The organism is Pseudomonas sp. DF5 (assembly GCF_058148225.1).
In genome coordinates this window covers 53,752-71,463 of record NZ_JBYVYM010000018.1, presented here as the reverse complement: position 1 = coordinate 71,463, position 17,712 = coordinate 53,752, and the positions used below count along the sequence as shown (strand labels likewise).

19 protein-coding genes, 1 tRNA gene and 2 pseudogenes are annotated in these 17,712 nt (G+C 59.8%); 12 read left to right on the top strand and 10 right to left on the bottom strand.

Annotated features, from left to right (window positions below; translation table 11 throughout):
- The first annotated feature begins 12 nt into the window (after positions 1-12).
- Positions 13-678, top strand: coding sequence for a CoA transferase subunit B (locus AC30D7_RS17705; RefSeq protein WP_018928064.1), 666 nt, complete (start codon positions 13-15; stop codon positions 676-678).
- Positions 679-689: 11 nt separating this feature from the next.
- A complete protein-coding gene (locus AC30D7_RS17700; protein ID WP_490134915.1) occupies positions 690-1,868 on the top strand; it encodes an acetyl-CoA C-acetyltransferase in 1,179 nt (392 codons plus the stop codon).
- A 192-nt stretch (positions 1,869-2,060) separates the two neighbouring features.
- Here AC30D7_RS17700 and AC30D7_RS17695 read toward each other — a convergent pair whose 3' ends face one another.
- On the bottom strand, positions 2,061-2,663 hold the full coding sequence (locus tag AC30D7_RS17695; protein WP_018928066.1) for an NADPH-dependent F420 reductase: 603 nt from the start codon (positions 2,661-2,663) through the stop codon (positions 2,061-2,063).
- Positions 2,664-2,773: 110 nt separating this feature from the next.
- Here AC30D7_RS17695 and AC30D7_RS17690 point away from each other — a divergent pair, with 110 nt between their 5' ends.
- Positions 2,774-3,670, top strand: a complete 897-nt coding sequence (locus AC30D7_RS17690; protein ID WP_018928067.1) for a LysR family transcriptional regulator — start codon at positions 2,774-2,776, stop codon at positions 3,668-3,670.
- Positions 3,671-3,686: 16 nt separating this feature from the next.
- Here AC30D7_RS17690 and AC30D7_RS17685 read toward each other — a convergent pair whose 3' ends face one another.
- Positions 3,687-5,006, bottom strand: a complete 1,320-nt coding sequence (locus AC30D7_RS17685; protein WP_086945471.1) for an Nramp family divalent metal transporter — start codon at positions 5,004-5,006, stop codon at positions 3,687-3,689.
- Positions 5,007-5,153: 147 nt separating this feature from the next.
- Here AC30D7_RS17685 and AC30D7_RS17680 point away from each other — a divergent pair, with 147 nt between their 5' ends.
- Together AC30D7_RS17680 and AC30D7_RS17675 are read left to right on the top strand one after the other, a co-directional pair.
- The gene (locus tag AC30D7_RS17680) at positions 5,154-5,936 is read left to right on the top strand and encodes a hypothetical protein (protein ID WP_490134914.1); all 783 of its coding nucleotides are present in this window, start codon (positions 5,154-5,156) and stop codon (positions 5,934-5,936) included.
- A gap of 71 nt (positions 5,937-6,007) precedes the next feature.
- Entirely contained in the window at positions 6,008-6,595 is a 588-nt protein-coding gene (locus tag AC30D7_RS17675) for a DcrB/PsbP domain-containing protein (protein WP_490134913.1), read from the top strand.
- Positions 6,596-6,606: 11 nt separating this feature from the next.
- On the opposite strand, the gene AC30D7_RS17670 is transcribed toward AC30D7_RS17675, so the two are convergent.
- Together AC30D7_RS17670 and AC30D7_RS17665 are read right to left on the bottom strand one after the other, a co-directional pair.
- A complete protein-coding gene (locus AC30D7_RS17670) occupies positions 6,607-7,323 on the bottom strand; it encodes an alpha/beta hydrolase (RefSeq protein ID WP_490134912.1) in 717 nt (238 codons plus the stop codon).
- A 200-nt stretch (positions 7,324-7,523) separates the two neighbouring features.
- Positions 7,524-8,303 carry an ABC transporter substrate-binding protein gene (locus tag AC30D7_RS17665; protein WP_018928073.1) on the bottom strand — a complete coding sequence of 260 codons (780 nt, stop codon included), beginning with the start codon at positions 8,301-8,303 and terminating at the stop codon, positions 7,524-7,526.
- A gap of 321 nt (positions 8,304-8,624) precedes the next feature.
- Here AC30D7_RS17665 and AC30D7_RS17660 point away from each other — a divergent pair.
- A pseudogene (locus tag AC30D7_RS17660) lies at positions 8,625-9,254 on the top strand (type 1 glutamine amidotransferase); the annotation flags it as partial.
- A 137-nt stretch (positions 9,255-9,391) separates the two neighbouring features.
- Here AC30D7_RS17660 and AC30D7_RS17655 read toward each other — a convergent pair.
- A complete protein-coding gene (locus AC30D7_RS17655) occupies positions 9,392-9,826 on the bottom strand; it encodes a rhodanese-like domain-containing protein (protein WP_490134911.1) in 435 nt (144 codons plus the stop codon).
- A gap of 101 nt (positions 9,827-9,927) precedes the next feature.
- Here AC30D7_RS17655 and ftrA point away from each other — a divergent pair, with 101 nt between their 5' ends.
- The 5 genes from ftrA to AC30D7_RS17630 all read left to right on the top strand — a co-directional run bounded on the left by ftrA (position 9,928) and on the right by AC30D7_RS17630 (position 14,265).
- Positions 9,928-10,899, top strand: coding sequence for a transcriptional regulator FtrA (ftrA, locus tag AC30D7_RS17650; protein WP_490134910.1), 972 nt, complete (start codon positions 9,928-9,930; stop codon positions 10,897-10,899).
- 228 nt (positions 10,900-11,127) lie between these two features.
- Positions 11,128-11,316 carry a DUF1843 domain-containing protein gene (locus AC30D7_RS17645; RefSeq protein ID WP_490134909.1) on the top strand — a complete coding sequence of 63 codons (189 nt, stop codon included), beginning with the start codon at positions 11,128-11,130 and terminating at the stop codon, positions 11,314-11,316.
- A gap of 42 nt (positions 11,317-11,358) precedes the next feature.
- Positions 11,359-11,994, top strand: coding sequence for a DUF1842 domain-containing protein (locus tag AC30D7_RS17640; RefSeq protein ID WP_490134908.1), 636 nt, complete (start codon positions 11,359-11,361; stop codon positions 11,992-11,994).
- 54 nt (positions 11,995-12,048) lie between these two features.
- A complete protein-coding gene (locus tag AC30D7_RS17635; RefSeq protein ID WP_490134907.1) occupies positions 12,049-12,630 on the top strand; it encodes a DUF1842 domain-containing protein in 582 nt (193 codons plus the stop codon).
- Between the two features lie 171 nt (positions 12,631-12,801).
- Positions 12,802-14,265 (top strand): GDL motif peptide-associated radical SAM/SPASM maturase, encoded by a 1,464-nt coding sequence (locus AC30D7_RS17630; RefSeq protein WP_490134906.1) that lies wholly within the window; start codon positions 12,802-12,804, stop codon positions 14,263-14,265.
- A 134-nt stretch (positions 14,266-14,399) separates the two neighbouring features.
- On the opposite strand, the gene AC30D7_RS17625 is transcribed toward AC30D7_RS17630, so the two are convergent.
- A complete protein-coding gene (locus tag AC30D7_RS17625) occupies positions 14,400-14,765 on the bottom strand; it encodes an SPOR domain-containing protein (protein WP_007938113.1) in 366 nt (121 codons plus the stop codon).
- A gap of 250 nt (positions 14,766-15,015) precedes the next feature.
- Between AC30D7_RS17625 and csrA the strand changes: the two genes are divergently transcribed.
- Complete coding sequence (csrA, locus tag AC30D7_RS17620) at positions 15,016-15,210, top strand: carbon storage regulator CsrA (RefSeq protein WP_007938114.1); 195 nt, start codon at positions 15,016-15,018, stop codon at positions 15,208-15,210.
- Between the two features lie 195 nt (positions 15,211-15,405).
- On the opposite strand, the gene AC30D7_RS17615 is transcribed toward csrA, so the two are convergent.
- The 4 genes and pseudogenes from AC30D7_RS17615 to AC30D7_RS17600 form a co-directional block, all read right to left on the bottom strand.
- Positions 15,406-15,861, bottom strand: a complete 456-nt coding sequence (locus AC30D7_RS17615) for a DUF2214 family protein (protein WP_490134905.1) — start codon at positions 15,859-15,861, stop codon at positions 15,406-15,408.
- Positions 15,862-16,479: 618 nt separating this feature from the next.
- A pseudogene (locus AC30D7_RS17610) lies at positions 16,480-16,707 on the bottom strand (hypothetical protein); the annotation flags it as partial.
- 178 nt (positions 16,708-16,885) lie between these two features.
- A complete protein-coding gene (locus AC30D7_RS17605) occupies positions 16,886-17,353 on the bottom strand; it encodes an anti-virulence regulator CigR family protein (protein ID WP_007935023.1) in 468 nt (155 codons plus the stop codon).
- 202 nt (positions 17,354-17,555) lie between these two features.
- Positions 17,556-17,632: transfer RNA gene (locus AC30D7_RS17600), tRNA-Val, on the bottom strand.
- Between the last annotated feature and the right edge of the window lie 80 nt (positions 17,633-17,712).

Sequence of the window (17,712 nt, the reverse complement as noted above, 5' to 3'; positions counted from 1 at the left end):
GGAATAACAACAATGGCACTTTCCCGCGAACAAATGGCTCAGCGCGTCGCCCGCGAAATGCAGGACGGCTACTACGTGAACCTCGGCATCGGCATTCCGACCCTGGTCGCCAACTACATCCCCGAAGGCATGGAAGTCATGCTGCAATCGGAAAACGGCCTGCTCGGCATGGGCGCCTTTCCGACCGACGCCGAAGTCGACGCCGACATGATCAACGCCGGCAAGCAAACCGTGACCGCGCGTATCGGCGCGTCGATTTTCTCCTCCGCCGAATCGTTCGCGATGATCCGCGGTGGCCACATCGACCTGACCGTGCTCGGTGCGTTCGAAGTGGACGTCGAAGGCAACATCGCCTCCTGGATGATCCCCGGCAAACTGGTCAAGGGCATGGGCGGTGCGATGGACCTGGTGGCCGGTGCGGACAACATCATCGTCACCATGACCCACGCCTCCAAGGACGGTGAGTCGAAACTGCTGCCCCGCTGCAGCCTGCCGCTGACCGGCGCCGGTTGCATCAAACGCGTACTGACTGACCTGGCCTACTTGGAAATCCACAACGGTGCGTTCATTCTCAAGGAACGCGCACCAGGCGTGAGCGTTGAGGAAATCGTCGCCAAGACCGCCGGCAAACTGATCGTGCCTGACCACGTCCCGGAAATGCAGTTCGCTGCCCAGTGAGGAATCCGTCCATGCAAGACGTTGTGATTGTTGCTGCCACTCGCACTGCCATCGGCAGTTTCCAGGGCGCGTTGGCCAATGTGTCCGCGGTTGATCTCGGTGCTGCGGTGATCCGCCAGTTGCTGGCGCAAACCGATCTGGACCCGGCGCAGGTCGATGAAGTGATCATGGGCCAAGTGCTGACCGCCGGCGCCGGACAAAACCCGGCACGCCAGGCCGCGATCAAGGCCGGCCTGCCTCACGCAGTACCGGCCATGACGTTGAACAAGGTCTGCGGCTCGGGCCTGAAAGCGCTGCACCTGGCGGCGCAGGCGATTCGCTGCGGCGATGCCGAGGTGATCATCGCCGGCGGCCAGGAAAACATGAGCCTGGCCAATTACGTGCTGCCCGGCGCCCGCACCGGTCTGCGCATGGGCCACAGCCAGATCGTCGACACGATGATCAGCGACGGTTTGTGGGATGCGTTCAACGATTACCACATGGGCATCACCGCCGAGAACCTGGTGGACAAGTACGGCATCAGCCGTGAAGCCCAGGACGCCTTCGCTGCCGCCTCGCAACAGAAAGCCGTGGCCGCCATCGAAGCCGGGCGTTTCGTCGATGAAATCACCCCGATCCTGATCCCCCAACGCAAGGGCGATCCACTGGCCTTCGCCACCGATGAACAGCCGCGAGCCGGCACCACCGCCGAGTCCCTGGGCAAGCTGAAAGCGGCCTTCAAGAAGGACGGCTCGGTGACCGCCGGCAACGCCTCTTCGCTGAACGACGGTGCGGCGGCGGTGATCCTGATGAGCGCCGCAAAAGCCAAAGCCCTCGGCCTGCCGGTGCTGGCGAAAATCGCCGCGTACGCCAACGCGGGCGTCGACCCGGCGATCATGGGCATCGGCCCGGTCAGCGCCACCCGTCGTTGCCTGGACAAGGCCGGTTGGTCCATCGATCAACTGGAGCTGATCGAGGCCAACGAAGCCTTCGCCGCGCAAGCTCTGGCGGTGGCCAAGGACCTGGAATGGGACCTGAGCAAGGTCAACGTCAACGGTGGCGCGATTGCCCTGGGTCATCCGATTGGAGCCTCGGGTTGCCGGGTGCTGGTGACCTTGTTGCACGAGATGATCAAGCGTGACGCCAAAAAAGGCCTGGCCACCCTGTGCATCGGGGGTGGTCAGGGCGTGGCGTTGGCCATCGAGCGCTAGCCCGAGACCGCGTTATCGTTCATCGCGAGCAGGCTCGCTCCCACAGGTGACCGCATTCTCCCGAGAGCACTCGGTTACCTGTGGGAGCGTGGCTTGCCCGCGACGACGGCGGCACAGTCAACATTGATGTCGCCTGACACACCGCTTTCGCGGGCAAGTCCCCTCACCACAACGGCTGGAAACCTCTGGCCCTCAGGCAAATTTCACCAGGTTCAAGACCGGCAACGGACCGCCCGGGAACTGCACCAGCCGCGCCCCGACACTCAGTTCGCCCAGATCGATTCCAAAGAAGCCCAATCGCTCGATCAGCGCTGCCACTTGAGCCTTGGCCTCGGCATCGTCACCAGAAAGAAACAACACTCGCCGCCCACCCTCCGCCGCCGGATCACTCTCAAGCAGATGCGCTTGAAGGTGATTGAAGGCCTTGACCACCCGCGCGCCAGGTACCCATTCGGCAAACACTTCACTGGACGGACGGCCCTGCAAATCCACCGCTTTGAACGATGGCGCCTCGATCGAATTGTTCGCGTCGATGACAATCCGCCCGCCGAAATCCGGCAATCCGGCCAGTGCCGTTGGCAATTTCGACCAGTTCACCGCGACCAGAACGATCGGCTGCGCGGCCGCTTCTTCACGGGTGCCGGCCCGCGCCGTCGGCCCGAGTTCTTCCACCAGTGAGGCCAGGGTTTCCGGGCCGCGGCTGTTGGCGATGACGACTTCAATGCCCTGACGGGACAATGCTTTGGCGAAGGCTGTGCCGATGGCGCCGGCGCCGATGATTCCGATAGTGCTCATGGTGTTCACTCCGTAGTGGGTTGGTGGAGTGAATACTGCGCTTGCCATTACCACTTTATTAGACGGTAATGAGTTGAATGATCTTCAAGTATTAATATCAGGTGTCTGAGATGGAAACACTCGCCAACCTCGAATCTTTCGTGCGCAGCGCTGAAACCGGCAGCTTCTCCGCCGCCGCACGGTTGCTCGCACTGACGCCCGCCGCCGTCAGCCGCAACGTGGCGATGCTTGAACGCAATATCGGTGTGCGGCTGTTCCAGCGCTCGACCCGCAAGCTGTCACTGACCGAAGCCGGCGAACGCTTTCTGGCCAGCATCGGCGGCAATCTGCAGGCGCTGCAGACGGCGATCAGTGCGGTGTCCAGTGATCGCGGGGAGCCGGCGGGGGTGCTCAAGGTCAGCTTGGCGCCGACGTTCGGCATTGACCACGTGTTGCCGCTGTTACCGGAATTTCTGGCGCGCTACCCGCTGATTCGCTTGGAATGGCACTTTGAAAACCGCCAGGTCGATCTGATCGCCGAAGGGTATGACGCCGCTATCGGCGGCGGTTTCGAGCTGACACCCGGGGTCGTCTCGCGGACGTTGGCAGCGGCGGATGTGGTGGCGGTGGCCTCACCGGCGTACATGGCCGGACGCACCCTGCCCAGCAGCCCGGCGGACCTGGCTCAGTACAACGGCATTGTGATGCGCGGCATTCGCACCGGGCGGGTGCGCCAATGGGTGATGCGGGATAGCGTGGGCAATGAAGCCAGCGCCGAGCTGAGTGAAAACATCGTGCTCAATGACCCTGCCGCCATGCGTGAAGCGGCCCTGCTCGGCCTTGGTGTGACGCTGCTGGTGTCGCCCGATGTCATCGCCCATATCCAGCACGGCGAACTGCTGCGCTTGTTGCCGGACTGGCATGCCGACGCGGGATCGATCTCGCTGTATTACCCGAGCCGCACGTTGATGCCGGCCAAGACCCGGGTGTTTATCGATTATCTGGTTGAGGCGTTTGAGCGGGGGTGAAGATCAAAAGAATGACTCAGCCCACAAACTGCAAAATCAACCAGCTGTTGGCCGCACTGATTACCGTAAACAATCCCCACGCCAACACCCGAGTTGGCAGCCGATTCACAAACGGCCCCATGAGCGTCTGATCGTTGGTCATGCGAATCAATGGGTACAACGCGAATGGCAGTTGCAGGCTGAGTACCACCTGACTCAACACCAGCAGTTTGCCGATTGCCCCGTCGCCCATCAGCCACACGCCGATAAACGCCGGGATCAGCGCCAGCCCGCGAGTGATCAAGCGCCGTTGCCAGCAGGGCAAGCGCAGGTTCAGGTAGCCCTCCATGATCACTTGGCCCGCGATGGTGCCGGTGAAGGTCGAGCTCTGCCCCGACGCCAGCAACGCCACACCAAACAACACACTGGCCAACGCCCCGCCCACCAATGGATCGAGCAAGTGATAGGCATCCTGGATGTCCACCACGTCGGTGTGCCCGGTCTTGTGGAAGGCCGCGGAAGCAAGAATCAGGATCGCCGCGTTGACCAGCAGTGCCAGGGCCAGGGAGCCGATGGTGTCGATGCGCGCCAGTTTGACCGCGTCCTGCTTGCTGGCCAGGTCTTTGCCGATCATCCGCGTCTGCACGATCGAGGTATGCAGGAACAAGTTATGCGGCATCACCGTGGCCCCGAGAATACCGATGGCCAGGTACAACGGCGCCGCATCGCCGATCACCGAAAGTGACGGTGTGAAACCGCGAGCGACATCCGGCCAATAGGGTTTGATCAGCAGCAGTTCGACGAAGAAACACGCGCCAATAGTGCCCACCAGCACCAGCATGATCGCCTCCAGCCGACGAAAGCCGCGATTTTGCAGGGCCAATACCAGCAACGTGTCGAACGCGGTGAGCGCGATGCCAAACGTCAGCGAACAACCCAGCAGCAAGTGGAACGCCAAGGCGCAGCCAAGCACTTCGGCAAGGTCGGTGGCGATGATCGAAATTTCCGCCAGCAGCCACTGGGTCCGTGCGGTCCGCGTGCTGTAGCGCTCCCGGCATAACTGCGCCAGGTCGCGCCCGGTGGCGATACCCAGACGCGAGCACAAACACTGCACCACCATCCCCGCCATGCTCGCCAGCAACACCACGAACAACAGGCTATAGCCAAACCGCGAACCGGCCTCGATGGCCGTGGCCCAGTTGCCCGGGTCCATGTAGCCGATGGACACCAGCAAACCGGGGCCGGCAAAACGCAGAACGCGCTTGTAGAACGAAGCACCAGGGTCAACGGCAACCGTGCCGGCCACTTCCGGTGGGCAAAACGGCGCGGTGCCGACTTTGGGCAAACTGAATTTCACGCAAGCATCCGTCAACAGGTGGGAGCGCGCAGCTTAGACGTTTCGCGCACCCGGGTGTAGGCGCTCAACGCTTGCGCAGAGACCGCCTTAAGCAATCCATCGCCCGCAATGCTAACGTGACCGGCACACACAAATGGAGATGCGTGCGTGCTGATGCTCAAGCTGCTGGTGATCCCGGGGTTTCTGCTGCTGATTTCCCTGGCCGGTAAACGCTGGGGACCAAGCGTGGCCGGTTGGCTGTCGGGGTTGCCGGTGGTGGTCGGGCCGATTCTGTTGTTCCTCGCCATCGAGCAAGGCCATGTGTTCGCCGCTCAAGCGGCAACGGCGGCGCTGTCAGCCATGTTCGCGATGATTGCCTTCTGCGTGACGTATGCCCAGGTCGCACAACGCTTGAGCTGGCCGTGGGCGCTAACGATGGCGCTGCTGGTCTGGGCGTCGGTGGCTGTTGTGCTGTCGCTGATCCCGCCATCGCTGGCGCTCTCGGTGATCGCCGCCACCACCGCGTTGCTGGCCGCGCCGTACCTGTTTCCCTCGGTGCAACCCGTCGTTTCAGGCCCGGCGCCCAAATCCGACAAACTGCTCCTGCGCATGATGGCTGGCGCCCTGCTCACGTTGGCCGTGACGGTGCTGGCCAGCACCGTCGGCGAGCGTTGGAGCGGGTTGCTTGCAGTATTCCCGGTGCTGGGCAGTGTGATGGCGGTGTTTTCCCAGCAGACTCGCGGTCCGGCATTTACGGCGGCGTTGCTCAGGGCCACGGCAACCGGGATGTATTCGTTCGCGGCGTTTTGTCTGGTGCTGGCGTTGGCATTGCCCAGGTTTGGCTGGATGGGATTTGCATTGGGGATAGGCGCGTCGTTGGGGATGCTGTTGGTGACTAAACAACGGGCATTGCGCCCAATACCTTATCGTTTCAACGAACGGCAACCATGATCACCCTGCACGCTGTTCGCGATCCATGGGATGATCGCCGTCATAGCACGACCATCCCACGGAGAGTTTGAATGTCATTGTTGAGTAAAAAAGCCGTTGTTCTGCTGCTGACAGCGGCTGCCAGCCTGGGAGCCTTGAATGCGCAGGCGGCCAAGGCCACTACCAGCGACAAAGCGCCGACCCAGAAGGTCTCGATGCTCGGCGGCAAGTTCACCTTCACCCTGCCCAAGGGCTTCATCGCCAATCCGCTGCCGGCCGGCGACGCGGCCACCGGCACCGCTGGGGCGACGGGCACGATGTACACCAACCAGACCAGCAAAACCGTGGTGATCGCCGCCGAAAACACCATTCCCGGCGGCGCCAACGTCAAGGACAACGACGGTGAGTTCCTCGACGCCACCGCGTCCGCCTTCGCCACCGAGCAACGCAACGCCTTGCCGGACTTCAACAAGTTGAGCGAAAAAAGCCTGACCCAGAAAGGCACGGGGCTGGGCCTGCGACAGATCGACAGCACCGCCACCCAGGGCGGTGGCATGACCCTCGATACCTCGCTGATGGCCGCCTCCGGCACGCGCATGGCCATCATTCAGGTCATCTCCCGCCCCAACGACAAAACCGGCCACGAAACGCTGGTGAACCAGATCATCACCGGCAAATAAACCCGACCGGCTCAGGGATTGAGGCGCTGCAACCAGGCGCTCAAATCCTGCATCTCGGTGGCGCTGATACTGTGGCCGACACCTTCGTAGGCATGAAACTCGGGCTTGAGTGACAGCCGTTGCAACAGGCTGTCGGCCTCGGTGCCGTCGTTGTAGGGCAGGCGTTTGTCGGCGGTGCCATGACCGATGAAAATCGCCAGCGACTGGCGTTTTTCATCCGGTTTGAGTTCGGACTTGAGTACCGGCAGGATGCGCCCGCTCAACGCCGCAATGCCGCCCACCGCCTCGGGATGACGCAATGCAACCTCGTAGGACATGATCGCGCCCTGGCTGAAACCCACCAGGAAAACCTTGTCCGTTTCGGTGTGATACTTCTTTGCCGCTTGTGCGACGAAATCCAGCAACACCTGGCCGCTGGCCTTCAGGTCGTCCGTCTCGCCGTTATAGGCACCCTCGCCCTTTTTGCGAAACCATTGGTAACTACCCTCTTCCAACGTCATCGGCGCCCGCACCGACAGATAGTTGTACTGCGGCGGTAATTCATCCTTGATACCGAACAGGTCCTGCTCGTTGCTGCCGTAACCGTGCAGGAAAATCACCAGGGGCTGGTTACGGGATTCAACGTTGGCCTGTTCCAGGTATTTGAGTGGCAGATCGGTGTGCAACGGGGTTTGGGCGTGGACGGCGGTGGACGCCAGGAGCGTGAGCAGAGCGAGAAACTTCAACATAAACCTTCCTTCACAGTGCGCAGGATTCGGGGCAGAGCCTAACACTGTAAAGCGGGGTGTCGATGATGGCCCAGGCATCTTCGCCGCTTTTGAGGCCGTCTTCGCAAGCAAGCCCGCTTCCACATTAAATCGCAGCCTGATTTAGATCGAATAAAAAAATGGCCACCGCATCAACGGTGGCCACTTTTTTCTACGGCGTATTAATGGCCGTAAACATCGAAGTTGAAGTACTTGTCCTGCACTTGCTTGTACTTGCCATTGGCACGGATTTCAGTGATGGCGGTGTTGAATTTGTCTGCCAGTTCTTTATCGCCCTTGCGCACGGCGATGCCGGCACCGCCGCCGAAGTACTTGGCGTCTTCGTAGGTCGGGCCGACAAACGCGAAGCCTTTACCGGCATCGGTTTTCAGGAAACCGTCGTCCAGGTTGACCGAGTCGGCCAGCATCGCGTCAAGGCGACCGGCAACCATGTCCAGGTTGGCTTCCTGCTGGGAACCATAACGCACCAGGTCGATGCCGGCCGGCACCAGCACTTCGGTGGCGAAGCGGTCATGGGTACTGGCGCGCAGTACACCCACTTTCTTGCCCTTGAGCTCGGTCAGTGGATCCTTGACGTTGGTGCCTTCCTTCATCACGAAGCGCGCCGGGGTGTGGTAGTACTTGATGGTGAAATCGACGTTCTTCTTGCGGTCGTCGGTGATGGTCATGGACGACAGGATCGCGTCGATTTTCTTGACCTTCAGGGCCGGGATCAGGCCATCGAACTCTTGCTCGACCCAAGTGCACTTCACTTTCATCTGTTCACACAGCGCGTCACCGATGTCCACGTCGAAACCGGTGAGTTTGCCGTCGGGGGTTTTCATCGAGAATGGCGGGTAGCCGGCTTCGATCCCGAGGCGAATCGGTTTGGCGTCTTCGGCCACGGCGGTCAGGGACAACATCGACAGTGCCAGGGCACCGAACATCACTCGCTTCTTCATTTATAACTCCTGTGTGCGGAGGCTTTTATTGGCAGCTTTCGATTGGCAACTTTCGGCCAGTGAAGACCGAAGTGGCCGGCAGTCTAGAGCGGCTACAGGAGGGCAAATTGTGTTTAGGCGACAAATACTTATAGAAAAGAAGCCGAGGGATTCGAGGCACTTGAAGTGTGCTCCGAGGTGGTGCAAGGACTGTAGGACAATCCTTTGCTTCAGACAAAACCTACACGTTTTCGGGTACTGATCCGATCAAAGCGTCGCACTGGCGATGAACCATTTTTTGCCTCACATTGACCCACCAACCGCCCCCACAAGAGAAACGTGATGCCCGCGCTGAATCTGATCCAGCACCATCCTGCCGAAGGCCCCGGCGCCATTGCCGAATGGGCCCGGTCCCGAGGCATTACCCTGAACGTGTTTCGCGCCGACCTCGGTCAGTTGCCGCCGGTGAGCGCGGCACCGCTGATTCTATTGGGTGGGCCTTATGAATCAGGTGCCGGGCCGGCATGGCTGAAAACAGAGCGTCAGTGGTTGGCGGGCAGCCTGGATCAGGGCGCGGCGGTGTTCGCGATTTGCCTGGGGGCGCAGTTGCTGGCGCTGAGCCTGGGCGGCAATGTGCGGCGGATGGCTCACACCGAAACCGGCTGGACTACCGTGACCTTTACCGATGGCCAGACGCTGAAGGTGCTGGAGTGGCATGAAGACGCGATCGATCTGCCCCCCGCTGCGCAGTTGCTGGCCAGCAGCGAGGTTTGTGAGCAGCAGATGTATCGCGTTGGCCCGACGCGGGTGGGGTTGCAGTTCCACCCGGAATGGAATGCTGAATCGGTGGCGATCCTCAATGAGCACTTTGGCGAGGAATCACCGCTGCCCCGGGAGCCACAGGACAGCGTCGCTTATGCAGCGGTGTTTGACTGGTTGCAGGTGACGCTGGATGAGTGGTGGACAGTATCCTGTGGCGAGGGGGCTTGCCCCCGTTGGGTCGCGAAGCGGCCCCAAACCAGTCACCGCGATCCCCAAGGATTTACGACTGCTTCGCAGCCGAACGGGGGCAAGCCCCCTCGCCACATTTGATCACCTGTACCTGAACATCAGCATTCGCAACCAATGACTGTCTTGGCGGTGCGAGCCACCGCAACACTCAACTCGAATCCTTCATCCAGCCACCCGGTCACCCCGCCGATCATCTCCTTGACCGGGTAACCCAGCGCCGCCAGTTTCACCGCGGCCTTGTTGGCGCCGTTGCAGTGAGGTCCGGCGCAATAGACCACAAACAACGTGGACTTCGAATGGGCCGCCAGAGTGTCAGCTGTGATCAACCGACTCGGGATGTTGATCGCGCCCGGCACATGTCCGCGTTCAAACGCCAACGGTCCGCGCACGTCCACCAGAACAAAATCCACCTCGCCGGCTTCTTGGCTGCTGTAGACGTCGGAACAATCGGTCTCGAAAGTCAGACGATTGCTGAAGTGCATCAGGGCGATGGCGGACGGGGCTGCGGGAATCTCGCGAACCAGGCTAGGCATGGGCTGTACTCCAAAGTCTCAGTGGGTGTGAGAAAACTTTATCTGCTCCGGCCTTGCCGCTACAGTGGCGTACAAGACACTCACCGGGAACTTTCCGCCAAATGCAGCACACCCCAGGTTTAGTCGCGATTCTGGCCTACGACGGCCTCTGCACCTTCGAATTCGGCATTGCCGTGGAGATCTTCGGCCTGGCGCGGCCAGAGTTCGATTTCCCTTGGTACGAGCACCGCATCGTCGCCGTCGACCAAGGGCCGATGCGCGCCATGGGCGGCATTCAGGTGCTGGCCGACGGCGGGATGGAACTGCTTGAGCGCGCCCGAACCATCATCATCCCCGGCTGGCGCGACCGCAGCGCGCCGGTGCCGGAGCCCTTGCTCGCCACCCTGCGTCAGGCTCATGCCCGAGGCGCGCGGTTGCTGTCGATCTGTTCCGGGGTATTCGTACTGGCGGCCACCGGTTTGCTGGACGGTCACGGCGCCACCACCCATTGGCGCTACACCACTGAACTGGCCGAGCGTTTCCCGAACATTCTGGTGGACCCGGATGTGCTGTATGTCGATTCGGGTCAGTTGATTACCTCGGCCGGCAGCGCCGCCGGCATTGATGCCTGCCTGCATCTGGTCGCGCGGGATTTCGGCACGCAGGTGGCCAACTCGGTGGCGCGGCGGTTGGTAATGTCGCCGCAACGCACCGGTGGCCAGGCGCAATTCATTCCGTCACCGGTCAGCCCGACGCCGCGCAGCGACCTGTCGCGGGTCATGCAGTGGGCACGGGAACGTCTGCATGAACCGCTGGAGGTTCGCGACCTCGCCAGCGAGGCGGCCATGAGTGAGCGCACGTTCCTGCGACGGTTCACCGAAGCCAGTGGTATGCCGCCCAAAGCGTGGCTGCAACATGAACGCCTGGCCCGGGCCCGCGAGCTGTTGGAGAGTACGAATCAAAACACCGATCAGATTGCCCAACACTGCGGTTATCGCTCAGTGGAAAGTTTCCGGGTGGCATTTCGCAGCGTGGTCGGAGTACCGCCTTCGGTGTATCGAGAACGGTTCGGGCGCAAGGTCAGTGCTGTTTGAATCCATCACTCATTATCAATGGCGATAACAACAATAATGAATGATGAGAAAGCGCGTTAATCTATCGCCATTCTTAATATCAAACACTTCATACCCAAACGCGTCGCTATTAATAAAATAATATTAAACATTACTCCGGTGCAGTCCATTGCATATTTATCGGCGCCTGCTTAACTGCAAAAACTGCTGATGACAGCAGTGCCCGCAAACACCACGGAAGGAATCGTTATGAGCACTTCAACTCGCCATAGCATGCCCCCCTATGGGGTGGCCATCCAAGGCGCGATCAAGGCAGGCGACCTGCCGCAAATGAAGACGCTGTTGAAACAACGCGATGCATCCAAGCCAGAAAATAAAGAGCTAAATGCCGCTTACGAGCAGTTGGCCAAGGAAGTCGCACGCCTGGAAAAGCACTAAATAGCTATTTCCGCTCCCCTTATTGCAATGGAGGCAATAATTATGTCTGGTTCTAATCAGCAACCTGTCGGCCTGTTCCCACTCTGCTACCGAATTGGTACTTCGGCACCGGGCGCACAAAGTCTGGCACTTAATCTTCTGGTCTTTACCCCTGACCAAATAGTAAACGGCACTGCCGCCATCACTCAGGCCACCAACCCGCCGCTGGATGTGCACTCCGATGTCTGGGGCGAATATACCTACCTGACGGTTATGAAACCTGGCGTCAGCAAGATCCTGATTACCGTTCAAGGCAATAATGGCGGCCCAGGCTCGAACTCCGTCGTGAATTTCAAGTTGCATCTGGTGGTCGGTAGCGACTGGAGAGAAGGCGTCGCCAATTACGAGTACTTCAATGGTCAGCGGTGGGTCCAGGTCAATGCTCCCGCCCATCTCGTCGAGTCTGTACCCTCCAACGCTTATAAATCAGTGCCTTTGGAGCCCGGCCCGGTCATTCTGCCGTATCCACCGATCATGCCGCTGTACGCCGCGCCGATTCAAAGTGCCATTGCCAGCGGTGACCTGGCCCAGATGAAAAACCTGGCGCGCCTGGCTCAACAACAACTGGATCAGCAACCCCAGCTGCAAAGTGCGCTCGAAACGGCCAAGGGTGAAATCAGCCGGCAGGAACGCCGTTGATCTACCCACGAAACATGCCCGAGTTGTCCAGAATACAAATAAGGGAGTAGCACCATGTCAATCGGACTTTTTCATACCCGCCTGAATGTCAGCAATCATCTACTGGGCGCACCGGTTTTAACCCTGGATCTGCTGGTGGATACCGTCAACAAGAAAGTCAGCGGAATGGCCAGCATTTATCAAAGTACCTACCCTCCACTCAACTTCCGTGCCCGTGTCTGGGGTAGTTACTCCGAGGCAAAACTGATTCCCGAGGCGGAAAGCCATATCCTCCTCTCCCTGGATGGCAGCCCTAGTGGCCCTTACAGCCAGATCGCCCAGACCTTCGACCTACGGGGCATTTTAGGTGGTGATTGGGCCAGCGGTTTTGCCGACTACAAGTACTTCGATCAGGATCACTGGACTACCGTAAGACACGCCGCCGTCAGCCAGGCCCCCGTGATTGAGCGCCCAGAGCATCCGCACCATGCGGTACCGCTCTATGCCGTCGCGGTACAGCAAGCGCAAACCAGCGGTGACCTGGCGCAACTGAAGTCCGTGGTGAGCCAGGGTGAACAGCAATTGGCCAACAGCGGTGCCCTGCGCAGCGCGCTGGAGCAACTGAAGGCTGAAATCGCCCGCCTGGAGGCCCGCTAACCCCCAGTCAGTTAAGCGCAAACCCCTGTGGGAGCGGGCAAGCCCGCACCTACAGGGTCCGCGCTATTGACCTACAACAAAAGGTAAATCCGGTCGCGCCATTGACTCAAGGAAGGCGCGAACACTTCGATGGATTCGTGCCGCGCACGCGTTGGTGCGCAAGGATTTCCCATGTCAGACAGTCGCCCTGCCCGCTACCTCAGTGAAACCGACCTCAAACGCTACGTGCCGGTGCATGTGGTCTGGGAAATCACTCTGGCCTGCGATCTCAAATGCCTGCATTGCGGCTCACGCGCCGGCCATCGACGCCCCGATGAACTGAATACCCGGGAATGCCTGGACGTCATCGATTCCCTGGCAGCACTCGGCACCCGCGAGATCACTCTGATCGGCGGCGAAGCGTATTTGCGCAAAGACTGGACCCAACTGATCCAGGCCATCCACGATCACGGCATGTATTGCGCGATACAAACCGGTGGGCGCAACCTGACGCCCGCGAAAATGCAGGCAGCGGTGGACGCCGGACTCAATGGCGTCGGTGTGTCACTGGATGGACTGGCCCCACTGCATGACGCAGTGCGCAATGTTCCGGGCTCGTTCGACAAGGCGGTGGACACCCTGCGACGCGCCAAACAGTCCGGGCTTGCAGTGAGCGTCAACACACAAATCGGCGCGGCCACGTTGCCCGACCTGCCCGAGCTGATGGACCTGATCATCGACCTCGGCGCCACTCACTGGCAGATCCAGCTGACGGTCGCCATGGGCAATGCCGTCGATCACCCGGAGCTGTTGTTGCAACCCTACCAACTGCTGGAAGTGATGCCATTGCTGGCGCGCCTCTACCGCGAAGGGGTCGATCGCGGCCTGCTGATGAACGTGGGCAACAATATTGGTTACTACGGCCCTTACGAGCACATGTGGCGTGGTTTCGGCGACGAGCGCGTGCACTGGAGTGGCTGCGCCGCCGGCCAGACCGTGCTGGCGCTGGAAGCCGACGGCACGGTAAAGGGTTGCCCGTCGTTGGCCACGGTGGGGTTTTCGGGCGGCAACGTACGCAACATGAGCTTGCACGATATCTGGCACTACAGCGAAGGCATGCACTTTGGTCGCCTGCGGGGGGTCGACGACCTGTGGGGCTACTGCCGAAGCTGCTATTACAACGACGTCTGCCGTGGCGGCTGCACCTGGACGTCGCACTCCCTGCTCGGCAAACCCGGCAACAATCCCTACTGCCATTATCGCGCGCTGGACCTGCAAAAACGCGGGCTGCGTGAGCGCATCGTTAAACTCGAGGACGCGGCAAAAACCTCCTTCGCCGTCGGCCGTTTTGATCTGATTACCGAGCGCATCGATACCGGCGAGAAGGTGAACAGCGTCAGCGACAGCGGCCAGGTGATCAAACTGGCCTGGGCGAACCAGGGCCAGAAATCGCCGGACGAAGGGCGTATTCCGCCGCAACTGGCGCTGTGTCGTGGCTGCTTGCAGTACATTCATGCACACGAAGTGACGTGCCCCCACTGCAACGCCGATGTCGCCGCCGCAGAAGCCGTGCACCAGACAGACCGTGCCCGACAACAAGCGATCATCAACACCCTGACCGGCCTGTTGGGGTTGCCGCAAAACACCTTGATGTAACGTTTATGCGGACACGTCACCAGGGGAGCGATCTCACGGATCGCTTCCCTGGCACATCATCCGGCATGCGGGTCTGCGAGTTGCTGATCGATGGCAGGCGATCCGTCAGCGTCACCCGCGCGACGAAGAGGACCTCACTGAGCCGTCGGGTGTTCGACAATCAGCGATTCGATGTTCATTTTTTTCGCTCGGGTGAGCGCCGCTGTTATTTCAGCTTGCCTGGCCTGCGCCTCGGCTTGCGATCCGAACGGCCCGACCAGAATACGAACCTTTCCATTCTCCTTCACGACGTTGGGAACGAAGCTGTGCTCAATCAACCAACCGCTCAGGTCACTGACCGCCTGGGGTGTCTCGCCGCGCACTTCGACGTCCCACTGCGGGCCCGTTACCGCCGCAGGGACGGAGGCGACTGCCGGTTGCGGCTTTTGAGCGTCAACACCCTTATCCTCACCGCATCCGGCCAGCGTCAGTACCGCGATTACCAAGACCATTTTGCGCACAACGCTTTCCTCCGAATGCTTAAAGCGGCGATTTTAACATCCATGGATCCATCCGGAGTGCCGCAAAATGGGCTTAAAACAACGAGAATGATGGTGTCGGCCTCTGTATAGTTACACCTTGGGAATTAATGCAGCATCTGCGCGTCAGAAAGAGGCACCCAAACCGTGAAACTTCGCACTAATCTATACCTAATACCGACCTCTGCACTGTCCGAATCAGGTGCCCTACAAAGCAATCAAGGAGAAAACCATGCTGATACTCACCCGCAAAGTCGGTGAAAGCATAAACATCGGTGATGACATTACGATCACCATTCTGGGCGTTAGCGGCCAGCAAGTCAGGATTGGCATCAACGCCCCGAAAGACGTTGCGGTGCATCGCGAAGAAATTTATCAACGCATCCAGGCTGGCCTGACCGCCCCGGACAAGCCGCAAACGCCCTGAATCCTGCTGCAGTCAGTAGCCAGCCCATTCTGCCTCGAATAACGGCTGGCTAAAGATTCAGGCGCCGCATCGTTTTGCGCTCCGTCTCTCTTTGCGATGCCGTCGCAGCACGGAGCCGATACTACCGCCCTGCCTCTAGCCATGACTGTCAGACGTTTCGGATTTGCTGCGAGAAAGAGCGTTCCCCCTTCCCGGCTAGCCAAACGTCACCCCACGCGCCATGCCCGTGGCCGCCACGACCATCAGCACCAGCAACAGCGCCTCGATATGACTGATACGGGCAAACAGCGTTGCACGCCCGGTATCGATAGCCGAGCCACGCCCCAGCGCAAACCTCCATTTGATCAGCGTCACCATCGGTGCAATCTCAAGCAACAAGATGAACACGAAGAGCGTCATCTTGAGATGAAACAAGGGTTGGTGAAGATAGTAATCAGTGCCTTTTTCGTATCCGCCAAAAGCTCGCATCCCCCCCGTGATCAGGAGAGTGACTGCAGAGATCCCCCACAGGTTATCTGCAATCAAAACACGGCGAACGTCCCCTGCCCCGGCACTCAGACGACGTAACGCCGTACCGCGGGTCAGCACAGCCCAAAAACCCAGACCAAAGGCCAAGAGGTGAACCGCCGCCAGAAACCAGTGAGCCAGCATCGACATACTCCCGTCAGGACAAAGTTGAATCAGCCTTACAGTAGTAGTCCATCGTGTGGGATTTGCTCACGCATGTAGCTGGGCTGATCTCCCGCACCTCGCCACCGGGCAAATTGCAGGCGAAAAAAAACCGGGTTCCTGATGGATACCCGGTTTTTGAGAGTCTTGGACTTAATCCAGTCGTTTCGAGATCGAAGTGCGAGCGCTGCTCAACCCTTTGGTGTTGTGATCGCCAGGAGTAGTTGCCGAAATGGCAGAGGCCTTGGCAACTCCTCGTGTGTCCCTGGAATGCGCAATGCCCGAAGTGACTGCGCCATGGCCGCGATCACTGTTACGTTCGCTACCATAGTGGTTGCCTTTGAGGCCATGGTCCCGGACGGCTTTGCCGGCGTGATCACTGCTCAAGCCGGCACCACGGCCGACATGGGCGCTACTCAAGCCTGCACCACGGCCGACATGGTCGCTGCTCAAGCCTGCGCCGCGGCCGACGTGGTCGCTGCTCAAGCCTGCGCCGCGGCCGACGTGGTCGCTGCTCAAGCCTGCGCCGCGGCCGACGTGGTCGCTACTCAGACCTGCGCCACGGCCGATATGGTCGCTACTCAAGCCGGCACCACGGCCATTGCTGCTGTCGCCGCCGGAATGGCCAGAACCGCCGATACCACCATGACCACCGCCGTTACCGCCGCCATTGCCACCACCGTTACCACCGCCGCCGCCACCGCCATTGCCACCATCCTTCGCGTAGGCGGAGCTCATGATGGACAGTTCAGCGGGCAATAACGGGGCGGCTGCAAGCATCATCACGCAGGACATGACGGCAACAAAACTCTTGTTTTTTAATAGCATGGTGAGGTTCCGTGGAGGTTGATATTGCACGGAATAATTGACCGTCTCCCCCCCATACAGTTCAAAGGCCGGCGACCAGCGGGCAGGCAATGTGCAGCGATCGAACCGGCACACTGCTTCCCGTGATGTTGCTGGTCGTTATGCTGCAAGGGCGCAATTGAAATTTATCGCCCTCACATCAATCGAACGCACCATTGAGCACCTCGTAGATGATCCCGGTAGCGATAGCCACCAAAATCAAGTCAGTGCCAGCCTGCTGCCACTCATAGCCATCGTAGTGGGGAAGCTGGCCGAGCAGACGGCCATCGAGTTTTTTGGCGATCCCCGGCGGCAGAGGTTTACCGCGCGCAAGGTTTTTCTGAATACCGGGTGGCAAGGCGGGACCGGGGCTCCAGTAGTCGCGATAACCACCCACGATGCCAAGGACGCTACCGTGGTTGATGCTCGGGCCGTGACTCCAATCGTCCCCCCCTGAACCTTTCCCTTTGTTTCCATGGCCGGAGTTGCCATGGTCCTGGTTGTATTGTGGATTTCCCTTGCCTCCTCCCTGGCCTTTCCCGTTTCCCGGGTCGGCCAATGCAGTCACTGAACCAGACACCAAGGCAAGACACGTCATAGCGGCGATCAACGAGCGAGATCTAAACATATCCATTCTCTCCGAAAGGGGATGTCCCCTGAAGAATGTAGACGGCTATGGCGGTATTAGTTCAGCAACAGTGTTTACTGGAAGTAAGGCGCCGAGTTGGCGTTTTTGAGGATTTTGCAAAAGCCAGGTAAATCGCAGACAACAAAAAAGGGCCCACCTTTCGGTGAGCCCTTCTAGACCGCCCAGCAGAGCGGATTTTGTTTGGTAGGCGCGATTGGACTCGAACCAACGACCCCCACCATGTCAAGGTGGTGCTCTAACCAACTGAGCTACGTGCCTGCTGTGAGGCGGCATTCTACGGAATTCCGGAGGGGTGTCAACACCTTTTTTTCACCTAACCCTATGAATATGCAAAATAT

Coding starts and splice junctions, on each gene's coding strand:
- csrA (WP_007938114.1), top strand. CDS start 15,016: ATGCTGATACTCACCCGCAAAGTCGGTGAAAGCATAAACATCGGTGAT.
- AC30D7_RS17670 (WP_490134912.1), bottom strand. CDS start 7,323: ATGTTGAAGTTTCTCGCTCTGCTCACGCTCCTGGCGTCCACCGCCGTC.
- AC30D7_RS17605 (WP_007935023.1), bottom strand. CDS start 17,353: ATGTTTAGATCTCGCTCGTTGATCGCCGCTATGACGTGTCTTGCCTTG.
- AC30D7_RS17700 (WP_490134915.1), top strand. CDS start 690: ATGCAAGACGTTGTGATTGTTGCTGCCACTCGCACTGCCATCGGCAGT.
- AC30D7_RS17705 (WP_018928064.1), top strand. CDS start 13: ATGGCACTTTCCCGCGAACAAATGGCTCAGCGCGTCGCCCGCGAAATG.
- AC30D7_RS17675 (WP_490134913.1), top strand. CDS start 6,008: ATGTCATTGTTGAGTAAAAAAGCCGTTGTTCTGCTGCTGACAGCGGCT.
- AC30D7_RS17635 (WP_490134907.1), top strand. CDS start 12,049: ATGTCAATCGGACTTTTTCATACCCGCCTGAATGTCAGCAATCATCTA.
- ftrA (WP_490134910.1), top strand. CDS start 9,928: ATGCAGCACACCCCAGGTTTAGTCGCGATTCTGGCCTACGACGGCCTC.
- AC30D7_RS17690 (WP_018928067.1), top strand. CDS start 2,774: ATGGAAACACTCGCCAACCTCGAATCTTTCGTGCGCAGCGCTGAAACC.
- AC30D7_RS17695 (WP_018928066.1), bottom strand. CDS start 2,663: ATGAGCACTATCGGAATCATCGGCGCCGGCGCCATCGGCACAGCCTTC.
- AC30D7_RS17640 (WP_490134908.1), top strand. CDS start 11,359: ATGTCTGGTTCTAATCAGCAACCTGTCGGCCTGTTCCCACTCTGCTAC.
- AC30D7_RS17615 (WP_490134905.1), bottom strand. CDS start 15,861: ATGCTGGCTCACTGGTTTCTGGCGGCGGTTCACCTCTTGGCCTTTGGT.
- AC30D7_RS17630 (WP_490134906.1), top strand. CDS start 12,802: ATGTCAGACAGTCGCCCTGCCCGCTACCTCAGTGAAACCGACCTCAAA.
- AC30D7_RS17645 (WP_490134909.1), top strand. CDS start 11,128: ATGAGCACTTCAACTCGCCATAGCATGCCCCCCTATGGGGTGGCCATC.
- AC30D7_RS17655 (WP_490134911.1), bottom strand. CDS start 9,826: ATGCCTAGCCTGGTTCGCGAGATTCCCGCAGCCCCGTCCGCCATCGCC.
- AC30D7_RS17665 (WP_018928073.1), bottom strand. CDS start 8,303: ATGAAGAAGCGAGTGATGTTCGGTGCCCTGGCACTGTCGATGTTGTCC.